The sequence below is a fragment of the Mesorhizobium sp. P2_C4 genome (genome assembly GCF_056404575.1).
Window position 1 is genome coordinate 873659 of record NZ_JBFUDT010000001.1, and the last position, 21147, is coordinate 894805.

General features: G+C 64.0%; 20 protein-coding genes. 6 read left to right on the forward strand and 14 right to left on the reverse strand.

Annotation, left to right across the window (positions count from 1 at the left end; genetic code table 11):
• Window positions 1–14 precede the first annotated feature (14 nt).
• The gene (locus AC1DX6_RS04210; RefSeq protein ID WP_477311468.1) at window positions 15–1442 is read left to right on the forward strand and encodes a gamma-aminobutyraldehyde dehydrogenase; all 1428 of its coding nucleotides are present in this window, start codon (window positions 15–17) and stop codon (window positions 1440–1442) included.
• Between the two features lie 175 nt (window positions 1443–1617).
• Window positions 1618–2328 (forward strand): hypothetical protein, encoded by a 711-nt coding sequence (locus tag AC1DX6_RS04215; RefSeq protein WP_477311469.1) that lies wholly within the window; start codon window positions 1618–1620, stop codon window positions 2326–2328.
• A gap of 30 nt (window positions 2329–2358) precedes the next feature.
• Here AC1DX6_RS04215 and AC1DX6_RS04220 read toward each other — a convergent pair whose 3' ends face one another.
• The 11 genes from AC1DX6_RS04220 to AC1DX6_RS04270 form a co-directional block, all read right to left on the reverse strand.
• Window positions 2359–2673, reverse strand: a complete 315-nt coding sequence (locus AC1DX6_RS04220) for a hypothetical protein (protein WP_477311470.1) — start codon at window positions 2671–2673, stop codon at window positions 2359–2361.
• Between the two features lie 40 nt (window positions 2674–2713).
• Window positions 2714–3076: a nuclear transport factor 2 family protein gene (locus AC1DX6_RS04225; RefSeq protein WP_477311471.1), complete on the reverse strand. Its 363-nt coding sequence runs from the start codon at window positions 3074–3076 to the stop codon at window positions 2714–2716.
• Window positions 3077–3159: 83 nt separating this feature from the next.
• A complete protein-coding gene (locus tag AC1DX6_RS04230; protein ID WP_477311472.1) occupies window positions 3160–3639 on the reverse strand; it encodes a carboxymuconolactone decarboxylase family protein in 480 nt (159 codons plus the stop codon).
• A 110-nt stretch (window positions 3640–3749) separates the two neighbouring features.
• Complete coding sequence (locus tag AC1DX6_RS04235; RefSeq protein ID WP_477311473.1) at window positions 3750–5303, reverse strand: alpha/beta fold hydrolase; 1554 nt, start codon at window positions 5301–5303, stop codon at window positions 3750–3752.
• A 122-nt stretch (window positions 5304–5425) separates the two neighbouring features.
• Window positions 5426–5746, reverse strand: coding sequence for a formate dehydrogenase subunit delta (locus AC1DX6_RS04240; protein WP_477311474.1), 321 nt, complete (start codon window positions 5744–5746; stop codon window positions 5426–5428).
• Window positions 5736–6566, reverse strand: coding sequence for a formate dehydrogenase accessory sulfurtransferase FdhD (gene fdhD / locus AC1DX6_RS04245; RefSeq protein ID WP_477311475.1), 831 nt, complete (start codon window positions 6564–6566; stop codon window positions 5736–5738). Before fdhD ends, AC1DX6_RS04240 begins: the two co-directional genes overlap by 11 nt.
• Before the next feature lie 3 nt (window positions 6567–6569).
• Complete coding sequence (gene fdhF, locus AC1DX6_RS04250) at window positions 6570–9479, reverse strand: formate dehydrogenase subunit alpha (RefSeq protein ID WP_477311476.1); 2910 nt, start codon at window positions 9477–9479, stop codon at window positions 6570–6572.
• Between the two features lie 10 nt (window positions 9480–9489).
• A complete protein-coding gene (locus AC1DX6_RS04255; protein ID WP_477311477.1) occupies window positions 9490–11046 on the reverse strand; it encodes a formate dehydrogenase beta subunit in 1557 nt (518 codons plus the stop codon).
• Window positions 11043–11522 (reverse strand): formate dehydrogenase subunit gamma, encoded by a 480-nt coding sequence (locus tag AC1DX6_RS04260; protein ID WP_477311478.1) that lies wholly within the window; start codon window positions 11520–11522, stop codon window positions 11043–11045. Before AC1DX6_RS04260 ends, AC1DX6_RS04255 begins: the two co-directional genes overlap by 4 nt.
• 133 nt (window positions 11523–11655) lie before the next feature.
• The gene (locus AC1DX6_RS04265) at window positions 11656–12555 is read right to left on the reverse strand and encodes a LysR family transcriptional regulator (protein WP_477311479.1); all 900 of its coding nucleotides are present in this window, start codon (window positions 12553–12555) and stop codon (window positions 11656–11658) included.
• Window positions 12556–12649: 94 nt separating this feature from the next.
• The gene (locus AC1DX6_RS04270) at window positions 12650–13027 is read right to left on the reverse strand and encodes a VOC family protein (protein ID WP_477311480.1); all 378 of its coding nucleotides are present in this window, start codon (window positions 13025–13027) and stop codon (window positions 12650–12652) included.
• 244 nt (window positions 13028–13271) lie between these two features.
• Between AC1DX6_RS04270 and AC1DX6_RS04275 the strand changes: the two genes are divergently transcribed.
• Window positions 13272–14438 (forward strand): Mrp/NBP35 family ATP-binding protein, encoded by a 1167-nt coding sequence (locus AC1DX6_RS04275; protein ID WP_477311481.1) that lies wholly within the window; start codon window positions 13272–13274, stop codon window positions 14436–14438.
• Window positions 14439–14449: 11 nt separating this feature from the next.
• On the opposite strand, the gene AC1DX6_RS04280 is transcribed toward AC1DX6_RS04275, so the two are convergent.
• Window positions 14450–14902 carry an SRPBCC family protein gene (locus AC1DX6_RS04280; RefSeq protein WP_477311482.1) on the reverse strand — a complete coding sequence of 151 codons (453 nt, stop codon included), beginning with the start codon at window positions 14900–14902 and terminating at the stop codon, window positions 14450–14452.
• A 149-nt stretch (window positions 14903–15051) separates the two neighbouring features.
• On the opposite strand from AC1DX6_RS04280, the gene AC1DX6_RS04285 reads away from it, so the two are divergent.
• From AC1DX6_RS04285 to AC1DX6_RS04295, 3 genes are all read left to right on the forward strand, one after another.
• Entirely contained in the window at window positions 15052–16857 is a 1806-nt protein-coding gene (locus AC1DX6_RS04285; protein ID WP_477311483.1) for an IlvD/Edd family dehydratase, read from the forward strand.
• A gap of 104 nt (window positions 16858–16961) precedes the next feature.
• Window positions 16962–17390 carry a hypothetical protein gene (locus tag AC1DX6_RS04290; RefSeq protein WP_477311484.1) on the forward strand — a complete coding sequence of 143 codons (429 nt, stop codon included), beginning with the start codon at window positions 16962–16964 and terminating at the stop codon, window positions 17388–17390.
• Between the two features lie 64 nt (window positions 17391–17454).
• Entirely contained in the window at window positions 17455–17853 is a 399-nt protein-coding gene (locus AC1DX6_RS04295; RefSeq protein WP_477311485.1) for a hypothetical protein, read from the forward strand.
• 18 nt (window positions 17854–17871) lie between these two features.
• Here AC1DX6_RS04295 and AC1DX6_RS04300 read toward each other — a convergent pair whose 3' ends face one another.
• Complete coding sequence (locus AC1DX6_RS04300) at window positions 17872–19461, reverse strand: trimethylamine methyltransferase family protein (RefSeq protein WP_477311486.1); 1590 nt, start codon at window positions 19459–19461, stop codon at window positions 17872–17874.
• 190 nt (window positions 19462–19651) lie between these two features.
• Complete coding sequence (gene pdxR, locus AC1DX6_RS04305) at window positions 19652–21145, reverse strand: MocR-like pyridoxine biosynthesis transcription factor PdxR (RefSeq protein ID WP_477241394.1); 1494 nt, start codon at window positions 21143–21145, stop codon at window positions 19652–19654.
• Window positions 21146–21147 lie beyond the last annotated feature (2 nt).

Consider the following 21147-nt stretch of genomic DNA (forward strand, 5'->3'; position numbering starts at 1 on the left):
AGGGAGAGACCTCCATGGACACCCAGATGCTGATCGGCTCGAAGTTCGAGAAGGGCACCGAGACCGAGGAGCCGATCCTCAATCCAAAGACCGGGGCGACCATTCTCAACCTGCCTGAAGCCAGCCAGGCGCAGATCGAGGCGGCTGTCATTGCCGCCGAACAAGCGTTCGCCTTGTGGTCGCGCACCACGCCGGCGCAGCGCTCCGGCTATCTCCTGAAGATCGCCGACCGCATCGAGGTCGACGCGAAGGAGTTCGCAGCACTTGAGGCGCTCAACTGCGGCAAGCCGATCAACGCCGTGCTCAACGACGAAATACCGGCAATCGTCGACTGCTACCGCTTCTTTGCCGGCGCGGTGCGTTCCATGCCGGGTGTGGTCGCCGGCGAATACATTCCGGGCCACACCTCGATGGTCCGCCGCGATGCCATCGGCATCGTCGCCTCCATCGCGCCGTGGAACTATCCGCTGATGATGATGGCATGGAAGCTGGCACCGGCGATTGCCGGCGGCAACACCGTCGTCTTCAAGCCATCCGAACAGACGCCGCTGACAGCTTTGAAACTGGCGAAGATCCTGGCCGAAATCCTGCCGGAGGGCGTCGTCAATGTCGTGCTTGGCCGCGGTGACAGCGTCGGCAACACGCTGATCAACCACCCCAAGGTCAACATGATCTCGATCACCGGTGATGTCGCCACCGGCAAGAAGGTGCTGCAGGCCGCCGCCAAGTCGGTCAAGCGCACGCATCTCGAACTCGGCGGCAAGGCGCCGGTCATCGTCTTCGACGACGCCGACCTCGGCGCCGTGGTCAACGGCCTGCGCGCCTTCGGCTACTACAATGCCGGCCAGGATTGTACCGCAGCCTGCCGCATCTATGCCGGCAAGAAAATCTACGACAAGCTCGTCGCCGACCTCTCCTCGGCCGTCTCGACCATCAAGTACAACCGCCCCGACGACACCGAGAACGAGATCGGACCGTTGATCTCGCGCCGCCAGCGTGACCGCGTCTCGAGCTTCGTCGAGCGTGCTTCCGAGCTGAAGCACATCGAGATCACCACCGGCGGCAGACCGGGCGAGGGCTCCGGCTTCTACTACCAGCCGACCGTCGTTGCCGGCGCGCTGCAGGAAGACGAGATCGTGCGCCGCGAAGTGTTCGGGCCCGTCGTCTCGGTCACCCGTTTCACGGAAGTCGACGAGGCCGTCAACTGGGCCAATGACAGCGACTACGGTCTGGCGTCATCTGTCTGGACCAAGGATGTCTCACGCGCCATGGCAACAGCCGCCCGTCTGCAATATGGCTGTACCTGGATCAACACCCACTTCATGCTGACCAATGAGATGCCGCATGGCGGGCTGAAGCAGTCCGGCTACGGCAAGGACATGTCGCTCTATGCGCTGGAGGACTACACCGCCGTGCGCCACGTGATGGTGGCCCACGGTTAGTGATATCCGAATAGGGCAGCGGCCATCACTACTCCTTAAAATATCCACCGTGCCGTTTTCTGTATATTAAGCGTGAGTAACTTTCGCGGCCCAGCGACAGATCACAATTTACTGAATATTCAACCTGAGCGAGCAGCCTTCCGGTCGGCAAAACCGGCGGCGAGGGGGTTCGCTCATGAATACGGCCAAGATCAAGTTGACGGTAATCGGCGGCTTCTGCGTGCTGATCGCCGTCTTCGGCGGCAAGGACATCATCAAGAAAAGCGGCTGGCCTGAGGCGCCGGCCGAAGTCCTCGCGGTCAACGTCGAATGCGACATGGAATCGACCGCGCACAAGATCGTCTACAAGACCGTGAGCACCGCCACGATCCCATGCGATCTGGTTGAGGCGTTCAAGACAGTCCACGCCGACAAAGAGTGGAAGGTGACCCAGAAATTCACCGGCACCTTGCGCGTTGGCACCGGCGCCGGTGCCGTCGAGACGACGATGGATCTGAACAAGAACGGCGCCCGTGAACCGCAGGTCGGCGACACGCTCACCGTCGTCCAGAACCCTGCCAATCCGACGCAGATCGAGCCTACCGGCATGACCGGCACGCGTATAACCATAGTCGTCGGCGCCGGACTGCTCGGCGCGCTGTTTCTGTTCATCGCTTTCCGGGGCAGCAGGCCGGCAGCGGCGCGCGCTACGACCGCGAGCTTTGCAGACGATGCGGCCGGTGCCGACGAACGCGCCCGCAAGGCGGATGCCATGATAGCAGCGGCGTTGGCCAAACAGGGTGCCATGCCCGGCCAAAGCGCTCCGGCGGGGCGCATGGCGGCCGCCGAACAGGCCAGGCAAGCGCGCTACGCGGGGCCACGAACAAGCTTCGGCCGGCGAAGCTGACGGCCGAAAGTTGCGGCACCTGTGTAGCTGCTATTCGACGATGCGATAGATGTTCCACAGGCTGGTGCCCGAGACCACATAGGGCTCGATCTCCTTGCCCCATTTGGCGTGCGCGTCGATCTTGCCGATCTTGGCAAACATCGCCTCCAGCTGGGCCAGGCTTTCCACCTGGTGATGCGACTCGACCGTTGCTTCCCGCGCGCCGATCGATCCGGTCATGATCTGGAACTTGAGGTCGGCGAGGCCGACCTGCGAGCCGATCTCGCGTTCCCATTTCTTCAACAGGTCAAGCACAGTCTGCTTGTGCCCGAACTTGGCGTCGATCTGCCATCTGGCGCTGAACATCTTCTTCTCCTCTGGGTTTGCGGCGCAATCCGCCGTTGATCTACTCGTCCCAGGCCTGCACGACGGTCTGCCGTGCAATCAGCCCGTTCTTCAGTTCCAGCATCGCCGCGCAGAACACCTTGGTGCCGTCCGGATAGGCGCAGGCCTGGGTGAAGGCGAGGTTGTTGCCGTCGGCGATCGTGGTGTCGACCTTGTGGGTCATCGCCCGGCTGCAGATGTCATCCCAGAACGTAGTGATCGCCGCGCGCCCGCGGATTTCGCGCGGCTTGCTCGGCGGGTTGTTGCGGTCGAACACCCGCACCAGCGCGTCGTCGGTATAGAAGCTCGCCAGCAGCCTTCCATCACGGCCTTCGATTGCTTTCTTGATCGCCGCGCCGTCCACGACTTGAGTCTTCGTCAGCATTTTATCCTCCATGGCCCGTCTTCCCGATCGGGCGGTTGATGATCAGAAGCGCTGCCCGGCGCCGATCGACGGGCAGTGGTTTTTCACTGCGACTTGGCCTTGACGGCCGCGAACACGTCGTCGGTCTGCTTCTTGAAGGTCGCGAGGTCGATCTGGCTGCCATTAAGCATCGTCGACCAGTGGCGCACGATCGCCGCCATCGCCACGGCTTCCTTGATCTCCTCGTCGCTGGCGCCGTTGAGCTTGGCCGCCTGCGTGTGGAAATAGATGCAGTACTGGCACGGGATCTGCGAGGCGACGGCGAGGCCCATGAGTTCCTTGGTCTTGCCGTCGAGCGCGGTGTTCGGATTGAGCTGCACGGCCTTGATCTCGGCCCAGGCGCCGGCGACCGCGACGTCGGGCAAGGTCTTGAACATGTCCGGCACCGAGCCGAGCGTTGCCTGAATGTCCTTGTAGGCGGCCGTCGCCGAAGCGTCCTCGGCCTTGGCAGGTTCCATGGCAAAGAGCGCGCCGACGCTCGCCGCTATTGCCAGCGATATGAGTGTCCGGTTCGACTTCAACATTTCATCCTCCGTTCGCAGCGCCCTTTCTGGCGACATCCGCCTGGCCTGCATGGGAAGAATTGATAGCGCCTACATGCCCTGGGCCGCTTCACCCGAAAGCGCCATGGCTCTCATGGCCCGTCCGGGCCAGTGTGCCTGGCTGAAAACGCCGCCGCCGCCGCTCGCGACGGCAGGTCCAGTTTGAGCAATATGTTGGCGACATGACGCTTGACCGTGTGTTCGCTGAGCCTCAGCTCTGCGGCGATCGCTGCATTGCTCTTGCCGTCGGCGATCAGGCTCACCACCTCGCTCTCCCGCGCTGTCAGTACGGCCGGTTCGCTCGCCTTGGTCTTGGCGCGGCAGGCGGGCTCCAGATGCTGTTCGGACGTCGCCCGTACCAGTGCCAACGGTTCGTCCTGTTCGTCCAGCGTGATGCGCCCGGCATCGGTGAAATGCAGGCCCGACCCGGCTGCGAGATCGGCGACCAGCCGCGACGCGAGGATGTCGCCGCGTCCCGCATGGGCGGCAAGCTGCATCGTCACGCGGGCCGTCAGCCCGACCGGTGGCCCGCGCAATTCGACCTCGCCGACATGCACGCCTTGCCCGCTGGCGACGCCGATTTCCTGCGCCGCCTCGCGCAGTGCGGCCGCGCAGCGTATGGCGCGGGCTGGACCGTCGAAGCGCGACATCATCATCTCGCCATGCGTGCCTGCCGAGCGGCCGCCATAGCGCCCGACCAGCAGCCGCAAGCTTTCCTGGAAGCGCTGGCTGCGCTCGCTCCACATGCGGTCGCCGATCCGCGCCGTGTCGTAGATGCGTGTTGCCACAAGCGTGGCAAGCACGCGTTCCACCTCCGCCACGGCACGCGCGCCGGTCAGGAACTCCTCGATCAGGTCGGCCACCCGGTCGACGTCGCCGGTCCAGATCGGATGGTCGCGCCCGGGCACCTCGACCAGCTGCGCATTGGCGATTTTCTTGGCCAGGAAACGGCTGGCATCGGGGTCGACCCGCACATCGTTGCGGCGATGAATCAGCAAGGTCGGCGCGCTGATCGCCGAAAGTATTCCGCGCACGTCGATCCCGGCATTCATGCGCGCCAGCGCGGCTGCAGCAGTCGGGCTCGCCGACAGCCGCTCGAAACGCCCCCACCACAAGGCGAAACGCGAATCGTCGACCCGGCCAGGAGCGAAATGCTGCAGCGTGGCGCCTGTGCCCCATGCGGTCTCGGCTGTCTCGATGAAAGTGTCGAGGCGCTCCGGCGACATCACCCATTTGTGGAAATGCGCATAGCCGCCGTAAAGCGCCAGCGCCCGCGTCCGCTGCGGATAGGTGGCGGCAAACAGCATCGCCATCGGCGCGCCTTCCGAAGCCCCGAGCAAGGCCGCCCGGCCACTGCCGGCGGCATCCATCACCGCGCGCACATCGTCCATGCGGGTTTCGAGACTGGGCAAATGATGGGCATCGACGCGGTCGGAAAGTCCGGTGCCGCGCTTGTCGAACAGGATCAGCCGTGAGAAGACCGATAGCCGCCGCAAAAGCCTGGTATAGCCTTCGTCTTCCCAATGCAGGTCGAGATTGGAAATGAAGCCCGGCACGAACACCAGATCGAACGAGCCCTGGCCGATCACCTGATAGGCGATCCGCACATCGCCGCTCCGGGCGTATCGGGTCTCGATCGGCCTCACGAGTGCATTCCACCCGGCCAGACGTTCTGATCGCCGACCATAGCAGAGGCGCGCCGCTTGCGGCAGCCAAACTTTAGAGGGCTGAAATATAAGACCTTTGGCGGCCGGGGGCGGTTGTCGGGCTATTTCTGCGGAGCGGCGCTCTCGGCCTGCGCAGGCTCGCGCCCGGTGTAACCGATACTCGTATCGGCCTGTTCTGGCGTCTTGGGCCGCTTGATCTTGGCGGAAGCAGCCACGACGAGTTCGTTGAAGCCCTCACCGCCACTGTTCAGCATCTCGAACAGCTGCCGCCGCATTCTCGGTTCCCAGAACTTGTTGATGTGCTCGGCGATGCCGGCGATGCCTTCCTCGCGCGGCTTGGAGTGGAAGAAGGCGGCGATCTGGTTGGCCATGATCACCAGCTTCTCGCTGGTGCTCATGATGTGCTCTTCGTCATGCGACATGCTGGGTAACTCCGGAGACCACCCGGTCGGGGTGGGTGAAAATATCGAAATCGTCGCCGCGCACCAAAGCCACCAGCGTCATGCCGGCGCCTTCGGCCGTGCGGATGGCAAGGGATGTGGGCGCCGATACCGCGATGATGAAGGCCGAGCCGATTGCCGCCGTCTTCTGCACCATCTCGACCGAGACGCGCGACGTGACGACGACGGCACCCGACGCGCCGTCGATGCCGACCTTGGCCAGGGCGCCGGCCAGCTTGTCCAGCGCGTTGTGACGGCCGACATCCTCGCGCGCCATGACAATGCCCTTGCCGGGGATGTAAAAGCCGGCGGCATGCACTGCGCCAGTCTCGGCGTGCAGCGGCTGCACCTTCGACAGCAATTTGACGGAACGAACAATGTCGTCCGCCTCAAGTGTAAGTTTCGACGCACCAACCGCATCGACCGAGCGCATCGCTTCCTCGATCGATTCGATGCCGCACAGGCCGCAGCCGACCGGCCCGGCCAGCCGGCGCCGCCGCGCCTCGAAGCGCGTATTGGCCTGATCCTTGAGACGGATCTGGATGTCGATGCCGGCGCCATGATCCTCGACCTCGATGGCCTCGATCTCGTCAGGCTTTGCGATAATGCCTTCGGTCAGCGAAAAGCCGAGTGCGAAGTCCTCGAAATCCGCCGGGCTGGCCATCATCACCGCGTGCGTGGTGCCGGCAAAGGAGAACGCCACCGGCGTCTCTTCCGGCACCATGCGGTTGGCCGCCGCAGTGCCGCCGGCGCGGCGGGCAAGGCGCGAGATTTGCGTCGTGGCTTTGCGGCGCGCGGCCAAGACCTACTCCGCCGCTTCCAGCTTTGCGATGCGCCGGCTCTGCTTGGCCTGCTCGTCATAGTCGCGCTGCCAGTCCGACGGGCCGTTGGAGGCGCCGACCTGCACCGCCGTCACCTTGTATTCCGGGCAGTTGGTCGCCCAGTCGGAGAAGTCGGTGGTGATGACGTTGGCCTGCGTGTCCGGATGGTGGAACGTCGTGTAGACCACGCCGGGCGACACGCGATCGGTGATCAGGGCGCGCAACGTCGTCTCGCCAGAGCGGCTGGTCAGCCGAACCCAATCGCCGTCGCGCAGGCCGCGATTTTCGGCATCGTGCTGGTGGATCTCCAGCCGGTCCTCAGAATGCCACATGACGTTGTCGGTGCGTCTGGTCTGCGCACCGACATTGTACTGCGACAGGATGCGGCCGGTGGTGAGCAGCAGCGGGAAGCGCGGCCCGGTCCGCTCGTCCGTCGCGACATATTCGGTGCGGATGAACTTGCCCTTGCCGCGCACGAAACCATCGACATGCATGATCGGAGTGCCGAGCGGCGCCTTTTCATTGCAGGGCCATTGCACGGATCCGACACGGTCGAGCAGCTCGAAGGAGACGCCGGCGAAGCTCGGCGTCGTCTTGGCGACCTCGTCCATGATCTCTGAGGGATGCTGATAGTTCCAGTCCAGCCCCACGGCGCGCGCAAGCTCCTGCGTCGCTTCCCAGTCGGCGTAGCGCGCCTTGGGCTCTAGAACCTTGCGCACCATGTTGATGCGGCGCTCGGCGTTGGTGAAAGTGCCGTCCTTCTCCAGGAAGGTCGAGCCCGGCAGGAACACATGCGCGTAGTTCGCCGTCTCGTTGAGGAAGAGGTCGTGCACGACGACGCATTCCATCGCGGCGAGGCCGGCGGCAACATGTTTGGTATCAGGATCGGACTGAAGAATGTCCTCGCCCTGGATGTAGATGCCCTTGAAAGTGCCGTCGACGGCGGCATCGAGCATGTTGGGAATGCGCAAGCCGGGTTCGTCGTCCAGCTTCACGCCCCACAGGCTCTCATAGATGTCGCGCACGGCTTCGCCGGAGATGTGGCGGTAGCCGGGCAGTTCGTGCGGGAAGGAGCCCATGTCGCACGAGCCTTGCACGTTGTTCTGGCCGCGCAGCGGGTTCACGCCAACGCCTGGACGGCCGATATTGCCGGTGGCCATGGCGAGGTTGGCGATCGCCATCACCGTGGTTGAACCCTGGCTGTGTTCCGTCACCCCGAGGCCGTAGTAAATCGCGCCATTGCCGCCGGTGGCGTACATCCGCGCAGCACCCCTGATCAACTCGGGATCGACGCCGGACAGCTTGCCGACGATTTCGGGGCTGTTTTCCGGCAAGGCGACAAACGAAGCCCAATCCTGGAACTCCACCCAGTCGCAGCGCTCGCGGATGAAGGCTTCGTTGAAAAGACCTTCGGTGACGATGACATGCGCCAGCGACGTCAGCACCGCCACATTGGTGCCGGGCTTCAGCGGCAGGTGATAATCCGCCTCGATATGGGCAGACTTGACCATCTCGGTGCGACGCGGATCAAGCACGATCAGCTTGGCGCCCTGGCGCAGCCGCTTCTTCAGGCGCGAGGCGAACACCGGGTGCGCGGAAGCCGGATTGGCGCCGATGATGACGGCGACGTCGGTGAAGTCGACGGAGTCGAAATCCTGCGTGCCGGCCGAGGTGCCATAGGTCTGGCCGAGACCGTAGCCGGTCGGCGAATGGCAGACGCGTGCGCAGGTATCGACGTTGTTGTTGCGGAAGCCTTGCCGCACCAGCTTCTGGACGAGATAGGTCTCCTCGTTCGTGCAGCGCGACGAGGTGATGCCGCCGATGGCGGTGCGTCCGTATTGATACTGGATACGGCGGAATTCCTTGGCCGTATGGGCGATCGCTTCTTCCCAGCTCACTTCGCGCCAGGGATCGCTGATCTTTTCCCGGATCATCGGCGACAGGATGCGGTCCTTGTGGGTGGCATAGCCATAGGCGAAACGGCCCTTCACGCAGGAATGGCCGTGGTTCGCCTTGCCGTCCTTGTACGGCATCATGCGGATGACTTCGTCGTCCTTCACCTCGGCCTTGAACGAGCAGCCGACGCCGCAATAGGCGCAGGTGGTGACGGCCGAGCGCTCCGGCATGCCCTTCTCGAGCACCGTCTTCTCGCGCAGCGCATCGGTCGGACAGGCCTGCACGCAGGCGCCGCAGGACACGCATTCGGAGGCGATGAAATCCTCGTGCATGCCGGCGACCATGCGCGATTCGAAACCGCGGCCCTCGATGGTCAGCGCGAAGGTGCCTTGCACCTCCTCGCAGGCCCGCACGCAGCGCGAGCAGACGATGCATTGCGCCGCATCGTAGGTGAAATAGGGGTTGGACTCATCGCGGGCGATGTAGTCGACCGCCAGCGAGCCATGGCCGGGTGCAACGCCGTTTTCCTTGACGTGGTTACGGCCTTCGACGCCGAAGCGGTTCTCGGTCAGGCCGACCGACTTCGCCACCGCGTCGAACTCGCTGGCGCCGGTGCCGGCTTTCTCGTTCCAGCCGGTCGGATGGTCGGAGATATAGAGCTCCATGACGCCGCGACGAATGGCGTCGAGCCGATCGGACTGCGTGCGCACCACCATGCCTTCGCCAACCGGCGTCGTGCAGGACGCCGGCGTGCCGCCGCGCCCTTCGATCTCGACGAGGCAGACACGGCACGAACCGAACGAGTCCAGCATGTCGGTGGCGCAGAGCTTGGGGATCTCGACCCCGCCTTCCATCGCCGCCCGCATGATCGACGTGCCTTCCGGCACGCTGATGCTGCGGCCGTCGACGGTCAGCGTGATCCGCTTCTCCGCATTCGATTGCGGGGTTCCGTAGTCGATCTCTTCGACGAGTGGCGGGAAGTCGGCCTTGATGTTCATCTGCCAGCTCCTATTCAGCAGCCACGCGCGCCGGCGCGGGCTTGAAATCTTCGGGGAAGTGGGTGATCGAGCTCATCACCGGGTAAGGCGTGAAGCCGCCCAGCGCGCACAGCGACCCGAACTTCATCGTGTTGCAGAGGTCGGTGACCAGCGCGAGGTTCTTCTCCGGCTCGATGCCGGCCGCCAGCCTGTCGATGGTCTCGACGCCGCGCGTCGAACCGATGCGGCAGGGCGTGCACTTGCCGCAGCTTTCGATGGCGCAGAACTCCATGGCGAAGCGCGCCTGCTTCAGCATGTCGGCGGTGTCATCGAAGACGGTGATGCCGGCATGGCCGATCAGGCCGTCACGCTTTGCAAACTCTTCGTAGTCGAACGGCGTGTCGAACAGCGCGCGCGGGAAATAGGCGCCGAGAGGTCCGCCGACCTGCACCGCCTTCACCGGACGCCCGTTGGCGGTGCCGCCGCCGATATCGTCGACGATCTCGCCCAGCGTCATGCCGAAGGCCGCCTCGAACAGGCCACCTTGCTTGACGTTGCCGGCGATCTGGATCGGGATGGTGCCGCGCGAGCGGCCCATGCCGTAATCCTTGTAGAAGGCGGCACCCCTGTCCATGATGATCGGCACGGACGCCAGCGAGATGACGTTGTTGATCACCGTCGGCTTGCCGAACAGGCCTTGAATCGCCGGCAGTGGCGGCTTGGCGCGTACCACGCCGCGCTTGCCCTCCAGGCTGTTCAACAGCGAGGTTTCCTCGCCGCAGACATAGGCGCCGGCGCCGACGCGGATTTCCATGTCGAAGGCATTGGGGGAGCCGAGCACATTGACGCCGAGCACGCCGGCCTTGCGGGCGACCTCGACAGCCTTGTTCATCGTCGCCACCGCATGCGGATATTCCGAGCGGATATAGACAAAACCCTTGGTCGCGCCGGTGGCGATACCGGCGATCGCCATGCCTTCGATCAGCACGAAGGGGTCGCCTTCCATGATCATGCGGTCGGCGAAAGTGGCGCTGTCGCCTTCATCGGCGTTGCAGACGATGTATTTGCGGTCGCCGGCGGTATCCAGCACCGTCTTCCATTTGATGCCGGTCGGGAAGCCGGCGCCGCCGCGCCCGCGTAGACCCGAGTCCGTCACCTGCTTGACGATGTCGGCGGGCGCCATGGCCACCGCGTTCTGCAGGCCCTTCAGCCCGCCATGCGCCTTGTAATTGTCGAGCGACAGCGGGTCGATGACGCCGCAGCGCGCAAAGGTCAGGCGCGTCTGCTTGGCCAGGAACGGGATCTTGTCGGGCGCGCCCAGCCAGCGCTTGTGATGGCCACCCTTGAGGAAACCGCAGTCGAACAGGCTTTTGACGTCGGAAGGCTTCACCGGCCCATAGGCGACGCGGCCCTCGGCGGTTGCCACCTCGACCATCGGCTCGAGGAAGTAAGCGCCGCGCGAACCATTGCGTACGATCTTGGCCTCGATGCCGCGTTCGGCCAGTTCCGCTCGAATCGCCTTGGCGACCTTCTCGGCGCCGAGTGCCAGCGCGCCGGAATCAGCCGGAATGTAGATGCGCGGGATCATGAGCGTACCTCCGCGACGATCTCTTCGATCTTTTCGTCATCGAGCCGCCCGATCACCTCGCCGTCCAGCATCGCCGACGGCGAACAGGCGCAAAGCCCGAGGCAATAGACCGGCTCGAGTGTAACCGATCCGTCGCGTGAGGTCTCGTGGAAACCGATGCCCAGCAATTGCTTGATCTTGGCGGCGACGGCATCCGAACCCATCGACTGGCAGGCTTCCGCCTGGCAGAGCTTGAGCACATGCCGGCCGGCCGGCTTGGCGCGGAAATCATGATAGAAGGTCACGACGCCGTGCACTTCAGCCCTGGATAGGTTCAGCCCATCGGCGATGATCGGCAGCGCGTCGTGCGGCACATGGCCGAACTCTTCCTGGATGCCGTGGAGGATCGGCAACAGAGGACCTTCGAGGTCCTTCAACTCCTGGATGATCGCCGCCGTGCGCGACGCGATCTCGGTACTTGCAGGCTGCATCGTCATGCAGCGCCCTCCCTGATGGTAGCTTTTTTCGCTAAGTCTTTACAAAATCAGAGGAAACCCGCGGAATCAATAAAGCTGTTCCGTTGCTCGATAGAAATCTTCTATCGATTTCATCCAGCCAGCATTGTCTAGCTCAACGTCGGGTGTGGAAATCGTCCGCCAGCGCCATCGCCTCGTCCAGCAGCGCCGAGACCAGCGGCGTGTGCGGCTCGCGCGGCGTCGCCACCAGCCCGACAGTGTGGCTGGCGTCGGGCTCGACGATAGGAATGGCCCGGATCGGCTCGGAAAAGCCGAACGTTTCCGCGAGGTTGAGCGGCATGATCGATGACCATTTTCCGGTGCGGATATGGGAAAACAGAACGATCATCGAATTGGATTCCAGCGTCGGCCGAACCTGCACGCCGGCTTCGGCCAGATGCTGGTCGATGATGCGGCGGTTCTGCATGTCCGGCGTCAACAGGCACAGCGGCAACTGGCTGAGTTCGGCCCATGTCACTTTGTCGCGGTCGGAATAGGGGTTCCCGACCGCGGTGATCAGTTGATAGCGCTCGTCATAGAGCGGCACGCTGGTCACGCGCCCCAGCGGTTCGTTGTCGAGATAGGTGATGCCGGCATCGATGTCGAAATTGCCGAGCAGCGACAGCACCTCAATCGACGTGCGCGACAGCACCGAAAAGGTGACGCCCGGATGCTTTGCCCGAAAGGGTGTCGTCAGCCGCGCCACCATGGCCAGTGCGGTCGGAATGGCGGCGATGCGAATGCGGCCGGAAAGGCCGTGCCGCGCCGCGCGCATCTCTTCCTTCATGGCACGGCTGTCGCCGACGATGCGGCGCGCCCACGCCAGCACCTGCTTGCCTTCCGGCGTCAGCCCCTGGAAGCGCGAGCCACGCAGAACCAGCATCACGCCAAGCTGGCCTTCCAGCTGCTTGATTCCGGCCGAAAGCGTCGGCTGGGTGACGCCGCACAGCTCCGCCGCCCGCCCGAAATGCTCTTCCCGGGCCAGCGCGATGAAGAATTCCAGCTTGTCGATCATGGGCGAAAGCTAACCGGCGCGAGGCGGCTACGCCAGCCGGTGCTGGCGCCCCGTACCCAAAATCGCCTTGTGCTCCGGGGATAGCGGCCGAAGCCTACCTGTCCACCAGGTTCAGGATGTTGCCGTCGGGATCCTTGAACCATGCGACCCTCATCCCGTAGCCGACATGGATATCGCCTTCCAGCGTCAGGCCGGGCATGTCGTAGCGCTCGAAAGTGACGCCTTTCGACTTCAGCGCCTTGACCACATTGCCGATCTCGTCGCCAACCATCCAGGTCACCGCCGTCGCCTTGTTGGTTCCGGCAAATTGGGAATGATAGACGTTGATGGCGGTGTCGCCGCTTTTGTACACGATCAGTTCGCCGCCCTCATCGTGCACCTGCTTCAGGCCAAGTGTCCCCTCATAGAAGGCCTTGGCCCTTGCCAGGTCTTTCACCGCCAGATTGGCCGTCGCGTTGCTGTTTGCGAGCATGGTCGCCTCCTTCTTTGGTCGTCGGTCCTGTGCTGGTCGTTGAAATAGGTCGCTCCGATTGTTTGACGACGTCGGCTGGCCCAATTGCTGGCCGCACCGGCACATCTGGAAGACGTTTGGCGGGGATGAAGTCCGACAAGACCCGTCGTTTTTGCGAGCGCGACGAGGCAGCCATTGCTCCACGGCTTGGTTCTGTCGGGGAACTGCATTATCTCAGGCGCAAGCTGCGTAAGGAAAAACTACCATGTCAGTCACCAAGGAAATCGTCACCGAGCGTCTGAAGACGGTCAATGGGCCGGACTTCACCGGCAACATTGTCGACCTTGGCATGGTTTCCGAGATTTTCATTGCCGATTCCAAGGTCTTTTTCTCGATCACCGTCCCCGCCGCCCGCGCCCAGGAGATGGAGCCGCTGCGCGCCGCCGCCGAGCGGGTCGTCAAGGCGATACCCGGTGTCGCCGGCGCCGTGGTCGCACTGACGGCGGAAAAGAAGGGCGGCGGCATGGAGGCCTCGGTCCCACCGCGCCCTGCCTCCAGGCCCGCGCCGCCGGCAGCTCCTCGGCCAGCTCCCCACGCACCTGCATCGCAAAGCTCGGGCAAGCGCGGCGTGCCCGGCATCGAGGCGATCATCGCGGTAGCCTCCGGCAAGGGCGGCGTCGGCAAGTCGACCACCGCTGTCAACATCGCGCTTGGCCTTGCCGCCAACGGCCTGCGGGTCGGCGTGCTCGATGCCGACATCTACGGGCCGTCGATGCCAAGGCTGCTCAACATCCATGGCCGGCCTCAGACCGTCGACGGCAAGATCCTGAAACCGATGGAGAATTACGGGCTCAAGGTGATGTCGATGGGCTTCCTCGTCGATGAGGAGACGCCGATGATCTGGCGCGGGCCGATGGTGATGTCGGCGCTGACGCAGATGTTGCGCGAGGTCGAATGGGGCCGGCTCGACGTGCTGGTCGTCGACATGCCGCCCGGCACCGGCGATGCCCAGCTGACCATGGCCCAGCAGGTGCCGTTGGCCGGCGCCGTCATCGTCTCGACGCCGCAGGATCTGGCCCTGATCGACGCCCGCAAGGGGCTGAACATGTTCAAGAAGGTCGACGTGCCGCTGCTCGGCATCGTCGAGAACATGAGCTATTTCATCGCCCCCGATACCGGCAAACGCTACGACATTTTCGGCCATGGCGGGGCGCGGCGCGAGGCCGAGCGTCTCGGCGTCACCTTCCTGGGCGAAGTGCCGCTCGAAATGGGCATCCGCGAGAGCTCGGACGCCGGCACCCCGGTGGTCGCCTCGAAGCCAGATGGTCCCGAGGCGAAAATCTACCGCGATATTGCCGGAAGGGTCTGGGAGCGGATTAATGAAGAACGCGGCGCGGCGGCAGCTGCCGTGCCGAGCATCGTCTTCGAATAAGTTTTGACGACCTAGGCTGCGCCGACCTTCTCGCCAAAGCTCGAGAAAAACTGGCCGGCCAGTTTCTTCGAGGTCGATTCGATCAGCCGGCTGCCGAGTTGGGCGATCTTGCCGCCGACATCGGCCTTGGCCGCGTATTTGAGGATTGTCGCATCTGGTCCGTCGGCGGTCAGCGTCACGTCGGCGCCGCCCTTGGCGAAGCCGGCGATGCCACCCTTGCCTTCGCCCTGGATCGTGTAGGAGTTCGGCGGGTTGAGGTTTTTCAGCGTCACTTCGCCGTTGAACGTCGCCTTGATCGGCCCGATCTTCAGCACCACGGTTGCCGTCATTTCGGTCGGCGACTTCATGTCGAGGCTCTGGCAGCCGGGAATTGTCGCCTTCAGCACCTCGGGGTCGTTCAGCGCTTCCCATACTTTTTGCAGGGGTGCGGCGATGCGTTCCTCGCCTTCGATCACCAAAGCCATCAAAATCTCCCCGAAAAGACAGGTCTGAAGCCCTAGCGCAGGGGTGCGGATATGTCTATCGCACCAAAGTGTGGGTTCGGACAGCGCGTGCCTCTTGCCTGCTCTCGCGCGTTGCCATATCGATTTGTCCTACAAATATGGAGACCATGATGGCCGGCGCCCCTACCAGAAAGAAGAAATTTCGCTCGCAGGAGTGGTTTGACAACCCGGACAATCCCGGGATGACCGCGCTTTATCTGGAGCGCTACCTCAATTACGGGCTGACACGCGCCGAGCTGATGTCGGGCAAGCCGCTGATCGGCATTGCCCAGACCGGCTCGGACCTGTCGCCTTGCAACCGCCACCACATCGAACTGGCCAAGCGCGTGCGCGAGGGCATCGTCTCGATGGGCGGCATTCCTTTCGAATTCCCTTGCCATCCGATCCAGGAAACCGGCAAGCGGCCGACCGCGGCACTCGATCGCAACCTTGCCTATCTCGGCCTGGTCGAGGTGCTTTACGGCTACCCACTAGATGGCGTCGTGCTCACCATCGGTTGCGACAAGACGACACCGGCCCTGCTGATGGCTGCTGCCACCGTCAATATTCCGGCCATCGCGCTGTCGGTCGGCCCGATGCTGAACGGCTGGCACAAGGGCAAGCGTACCGGCTCCGGCACCATCGTCTGGGAATCGCGCCAGCGGCTGTCGGCCGGCGAGATCGGCTATGACGAGTTTATGGACATCGTCGCGTCCTCGGCGCCGTCCACCGGCTATTGCAACACCATGGGCACCGCCACGACGATGAATTCGCTGGCCGAGGCGCTTGGCATGCAATTGCCGGGCTCGGCTGCCATTCCGGCGCCTTATCGCGAGCGCGGCCAGATCTCCTACGAGACCGGCAAACGCATCGTCGAGATGGTGCATGAGGATCTGAAGCCTTCGGACATCATGACCAGAGAGGCGTTCGAGAACGCCGTTGTCGTCAATTCTGCAATTGGCGGCTCGACCAACGCGCCGATCCATCTCAATGCCATCGCCCGCCATCTCGGCGTCAAGCTCGACAATGACGATTGGCAGGCGATCGGCCTCAACGTGCCGCTGCTGGTCAATCTGCAGCCGACTGGCGAGTATCTCGGCGAGGACTATCACCATGCCGGCGGCGTGCCGGCCGTGGTGGCCGAACTGATCAAGGGTGGGCTGTTGCCGCATCCCGGCGCGCGCACTGCCAATGGCAAGTCGATCGGTGAGAATTGCGAGGGCGTCGTCAACGAAAACGCCGACGTCATCCGCTCTGTCGCCAAGCCGTTGAAGACCAATGCCGGTTTCATCAACCTTAGAGGCAATCTGTTCGATTCGGCGATCATGAAGACCAGCGGTATCTCGCCCGAATTCCGCGAGCGTTATCTGTCCAACCCTGCGGATCCCGAGGCCTTCGAGGGCAACGCTATGGTTTTCGACGGTCCGGAGGACTACCACGCCCGTATCGACGATCCGGCGCAAGGCATCGACGAACACACCATCCTGTTCATGCGCGGCGCCGGCCCGATCGGCTATCCCGGTGGCGCCGAGGTGGTCAACATGCAGCCGCCAGCCTATCTCATTAAGAAGGGCATCCACGCGCTGGCCTGCATCGGCGACGGCCGCCAGTCGGGCACGTCGGGCTCGCCGTCGATTCTCAACGCCTCGCCGGAAGCCGCCATTGGCGGCGGGCTGGCGCTGTTGAAGACCGGCGACCGTGTGCGCATAGACTTGCGCAAAGGCACCGCCAACATCCTCGTCAGCGACGACGAGATCGCCAAGCGGCGCGCCGCGCTGCAAGGCAATGGCGGCTTCCACTATCCGCTGCACCAGACGCCGTGGCAGGAGATCCAGCGCGGCATAGTCGACCAGTTCGATCAGGGAATGGTGCTGAAGCCGGCGGTGAAATACCAGGATGTGGCGCATACGCGCGGCGTGCCGAGGGACAACCACTGAGCAGCGGGTTCCGCCGCTCAAGCCGGCTGGCAAGGCGGTTATGGGCGGCAATCGCCCTGGCCGCCTGGCTCTTGCCCTCGGGCGCCTCAGCAACCGACTTTCCCGTGACGGCGAACGGCTGGACCGTCGCCGTCGCGGGACGCTGGTGCAACGCGACCAACCGCGATCCGGTCGAATTCGCTGCGACGCCCTACAACGGTCTGGTCTTTGCACGCACACGCGACTCCTCGCGCATCGCCATGCGCGTCTTCCTGTGGCCGGGCGCCTTCAAGGAGCAGGACATGCCGGTCACGGTGACGTTGCAGCTCAAGGGCGTCGACAGGCCGTTGGAAATGGCGGGCATGACCACCGTCGATTACATCGCCGACATCGACAATGATCCGACGGCCGAGGAGCGGAAGGCGATCGCCGATGCCGGATCGATGACGGTGCGCGTGACCGGCGTCGAGCAGCCGCTCACCTTTCGCACCGAGGGTCTCGCCGGTGTGCTGAAGCTGCTCGACGAATGTGCCAGGACGATCAAACAGGGGTGAGTCCTATTCCGTTTCCTTTCTGACGCGCCGTTCCCATATTGATTGGGAAACGGACAGGACCACCATGACGAAACGGCGCTCTTCCCTTGGATTCCTCGGAATGTTCGGCCGCTCGGGCGATCTCAGGGAGCTCGACGCGGCATTGCGTGGCGCCGACCTTCATCCCGCTTTGGTGCCGGAAGGCGTAAAGCTCACCATAGTCAACCTGATGAAGGATCACTGGCCCGAAGAGCCATCACCCGACGCCTACCGATCCGTGGCGCAACTGTTCAGCTACTGCATCGCCGGGCCGGAAACATTCGAGCAGGCCAATGGCACCGAGCGGCGGCTTGAGGCGGAGCGCCGGATCGAGTCAGCACTCGAGGCCGGCGACAGTTTCGATGCGCAAATCGTGCTGATGACGCTGCACGCCAAGCTGATCAGCGCCGAAATCGTCGAGCGCTACGGCCTGAGCGCCGACTGACCATCCGGCAGGACGGGCTCAGCCGCCCATATTGCCACGCGGCAGCTTGATCATCTCGCCGAAGCGGGCGCGCAATTTGTCGTCGATCGCCTTTGGCACATGGCGCGGAAAGCGCTCGGCGAGAATGCGTTTCTTCTCGATGATCGCCCGCTGCAAGATGTCGGGCCTGCCCTTTTCGTTCCATTCCTTCGGCGAAAAGCGGTCGCCGACAGCCGGGTAGAAATATTCCGTCTGCATCAGCCGCAGCGTCTGCTCGTTGCCGAGATAGTGGCCGGGTCCCTTCAGGCAGACATCGGCGATGGTGTCGATCGACAGCGCTTCGTCAGTCACCTCAATGCCGCGCACGCAACGCAGACAGTGGCCCAGCATGTCATTGTCGATGATCAGGCTTTCCAGGCAGAAGCCGAGCAGCGAGGCGTGCATGCCGGCCGATTCATAGACCAGGTTGAGCCCGGCAAGGCCGGCCATCACATCGGTGATGCCCTTTTCGTAGCCGGACTGGATGTCGGGCAGTTTCGAATCCGTCATGCCGGCGGCCGAACCGCCGGGCAGATCGTAGTATTGCGCCATCTGCGCACAGGCCGCGGTCAGCACCGCCTGCTCGGCCGACCCGCCGGACATGGCGCCGGTCCTGAGATCGGAAACGAACGGCCAGGTGCCGAAGATCGCCGGATGTCCCGGCTTGATGGCGTTGACATAGATGAGGCCGACGAGCACCTCCGCCACCGCTTGCACCACCGCACCGGCAATCGCCGCCGGCGCTGTCGCACCGGCCTGGCCGGCCGAGAGCAGAAGGATCGGAATGCCGCCCTCGACGCAGGCCTCGAGCACGCCGCAGGCGTCCTCGGCGAATTTCATTGGCGGCACGACGAAGCAGTTCGAGTTCGACACGAACGGCCGGGCGCGAAAGTTCTCTTCACCGCCGGCGATCGCGTAGAGCATCTCCAGCGCCGGCTGGACGTTCTCGCGCACCGTAAACGACGTGCCGACATGCTTGGACGTCCCCATCACGCAGGCGTAGAGCGTGTTGAAATCCATATCGAGCGGATCGGGAATGTCGCGCGGCACCATCGGCCGCTGGAAGAAATGGATGTTGTCGAGCCCGTCGACGATGCGAGCGGCGTCGTAGATGTCCTGCAGCAGCGACTCGCGGTATTCGCGCTTCTCGACATCGACCAGGTGCACCGCGGCACCGGCCGTGCCGTAATGCACGCGCTTGCCCTTGATCAGCATGTCGTGCCGTGGATCCTGGCCGTGCAGGGTGAAATGCCGTGCCGCTTTCTTGATCGTGTCGAGGACTAGGCCACGGGGGAAACGCAGGCGGCCATCGTCGCCGAGCGTCGCGCCGGCCTTGGTCAGGGCTTCGATGCAGGAGGGGATGGCGTTGGCGAAGCCGACCGTCTCCAGAAGGGTCAGCACCGCTTCGTGGATGCGCTCCTGGTCGTTCTCGGTCAGCGGTCCGTAGCTGCCGCCTTCAAGGCCGGCACGTACCGGCCTGATGTCGTCGGCGAGCGGTGCCGCCCGCATGGCGCGGCGCGCTTCGCGCCCGCCGGAGCGTCGCGAACGTTGGTCCGTCGATGCATCCTGCTTCTCAAGAGCCACTGACATGGAGGCACTCCACCTTTAGCTGCGAAGCGGGCGGCGGCGGTTGGTCCACCATCGGCCTGCTTCGTCCCCTTTATGCCTCCGACTATGCCGCCGGCATTGGCACAGCCTATGGGCCAACGACCCCCGTCGCATATGCCAGAGTGCTAAAAGAAAAACGGGGCCGTTTCCGGCCCCGTCACAAATCAGGTTGTCAGGCCGCTGCTGGTCGACGCCCGGCTGCGGTCGCCAGTTCGCGGATGCCGGGCTCGATGTGCTGCAGCGCGATCGAGGAAATGCCTAAGCGCATGAAACGCGACGGCTTTTCGTTGCGGTCGAAGAAGCGGTCGCCGGGCTCGATGATGACGCTGCGCGAGGCCGCGGCCTCGGCCAGCCCGCGTGAATCAGTGCCGCGCGGCCCCTCGAGCCAGAGCGATGTGCCGCCGGCAGAATCGGTCGAACGCCACTCCGGCAGGAAGGCGGAAATCGCATGGACCAGGCGCTTGCGCCGCTCGTCGAAGGCGCTCGACAGCCGCCGCACCAGCGCCTCGTGATGGCCAAGCGACAGGAACAGCGCAACGGCGCGCTGGTTGTTGGCCGGCGGATGGCGCAGCATGAAGCGGCGCAACGCGCGCAGCTCGGAGATCAGCCCGGCGGAGGCGACGATGTAGCCAAGCCGCAGACCGGGAGCCAGCGTCTTCGACATCGAGCCGACATAGACGACACGGCCAGAGCGATCGAGACTCTTCAGCGCCTGCTGCGGCGCCTCGTCGAGAAGCTGGCTGTCATAGCCGTCCTCGATGATGATCTGGTTGTAGCGGTTGGCGCGCGCCAGAAGGTCCTGCCGACGCTCCGCCGACAGCGGCACCATGGTCGGGCAATGATGGCTCGGCGTGACGAAAACGAAGCCGGAATCGTTGGGAATGGAAGAGGTTACGATGCCGGACTGGTCGACCGGAACCGGCTGTATCTCGGCGCCCGCCAGCCGGAAAATGCTGCGCGCATCGGGATAGCCGGGATCTTCCATTGCCACCTTTGAGCCCTTGGTCATCAGCAGCGTGGCCAGCATGTAGAGCGCATTCTGGGCGCCCAAGGTCACGATGATCTCGTCGGGATTGGCAAAGATGCCGCGCCGCGGCAGCAGCCGCGCCTGGATCTGCTCGATCAGCAGCGGGTCGTCGCGGTCGACCATGTCGGAAGCCCAGTTGCGGATCTCGAGCACGGCCAGCGCCATGCGGTTGCACTCGCGCCATTCGGCGGTCGGGAACAGCGCCGGATCGAACTGGCCGTAGACGAACGGGTACGACGACTTGATCCAGTTGTCGTGCTTGGCCGGCGGTGGCATGTCGCTGGCGGCGATCTGCCGGCGCGCCTTCCAGTCGATTTCGTTGGCCTGGTCGGGCGCCTTCTGATGCGGCTTGGCCGGTGTCGCCAGCACGTCGGGATTGACGAAATGGCCACGCCGTTCGCGCGCCACCAGGAAGCCCTGGTCGACCAACTGCTGGAAAGCCAGTACCACGGTGCCGCGGGCGACACCGAGTTTTTCGGCTAAGATGCGGCACGACGGCAGCGGCATCGAAGCGGCAATTTGCCGGTCGAGGATGGCGGCGACGATCGCCTGGCGGATCTGCGCCTGCAGGGTCTGACCGGATTCCGCCGAAATCCGGAACAGGCCGGACCATATGGCCGTGTCGTTACGCTGTGGCATGG

What these genes read in the sequence shown, in the direction of transcription:
- AC1DX6_RS04280 (WP_477311482.1), bottom strand. Translation starts at nt 14,902, where the DNA reads ATGGCTTTGGTGATCGAAGGCGAGGAACGCATCGCCGCACCCCTGCAA.
- AC1DX6_RS04215 (WP_477311469.1), top strand. Translation starts at nt 1,618, where the DNA reads ATGAATACGGCCAAGATCAAGTTGACGGTAATCGGCGGCTTCTGCGTG.
- fdhF (WP_477311476.1), bottom strand. Translation starts at nt 9,479, where the DNA reads ATGAACATCAAGGCCGACTTCCCGCCACTCGTCGAAGAGATCGACTAC.
- AC1DX6_RS04230 (WP_477311472.1), bottom strand. Translation starts at nt 3,639, where the DNA reads ATGTTGAAGTCGAACCGGACACTCATATCGCTGGCAATAGCGGCGAGC.
- AC1DX6_RS04265 (WP_477311479.1), bottom strand. Translation starts at nt 12,555, where the DNA reads ATGATCGACAAGCTGGAATTCTTCATCGCGCTGGCCCGGGAAGAGCAT.
- AC1DX6_RS04270 (WP_477311480.1), bottom strand. Translation starts at nt 13,027, where the DNA reads ATGCTCGCAAACAGCAACGCGACGGCCAATCTGGCGGTGAAAGACCTG.
- AC1DX6_RS04295 (WP_477311485.1), top strand. Translation starts at nt 17,455, where the DNA reads ATGACGAAACGGCGCTCTTCCCTTGGATTCCTCGGAATGTTCGGCCGC.
- AC1DX6_RS04240 (WP_477311474.1), bottom strand. Translation starts at nt 5,746, where the DNA reads ATGTCGCATGACGAAGAGCACATCATGAGCACCAGCGAGAAGCTGGTG.
- AC1DX6_RS04225 (WP_477311471.1), bottom strand. Translation starts at nt 3,076, where the DNA reads ATGCTGACGAAGACTCAAGTCGTGGACGGCGCGGCGATCAAGAAAGCA.
- AC1DX6_RS04285 (WP_477311483.1), top strand. Translation starts at nt 15,052, where the DNA reads ATGGCCGGCGCCCCTACCAGAAAGAAGAAATTTCGCTCGCAGGAGTGG.
- pdxR (WP_477241394.1), bottom strand. Translation starts at nt 21,145, where the DNA reads ATGCCACAGCGTAACGACACGGCCATATGGTCCGGCCTGTTCCGGATT.
- AC1DX6_RS04255 (WP_477311477.1), bottom strand. Translation starts at nt 11,046, where the DNA reads ATGATCCCGCGCATCTACATTCCGGCTGATTCCGGCGCGCTGGCACTC.
- AC1DX6_RS04220 (WP_477311470.1), bottom strand. Translation starts at nt 2,673, where the DNA reads ATGTTCAGCGCCAGATGGCAGATCGACGCCAAGTTCGGGCACAAGCAG.
- AC1DX6_RS04300 (WP_477311486.1), bottom strand. Translation starts at nt 19,461, where the DNA reads ATGTCAGTGGCTCTTGAGAAGCAGGATGCATCGACGGACCAACGTTCG.
- AC1DX6_RS04210 (WP_477311468.1), top strand. Translation starts at nt 15, where the DNA reads ATGGACACCCAGATGCTGATCGGCTCGAAGTTCGAGAAGGGCACCGAG.
- AC1DX6_RS04275 (WP_477311481.1), top strand. Translation starts at nt 13,272, where the DNA reads ATGTCAGTCACCAAGGAAATCGTCACCGAGCGTCTGAAGACGGTCAAT.
- AC1DX6_RS04260 (WP_477311478.1), bottom strand. Translation starts at nt 11,522, where the DNA reads ATGACGATGCAGCCTGCAAGTACCGAGATCGCGTCGCGCACGGCGGCG.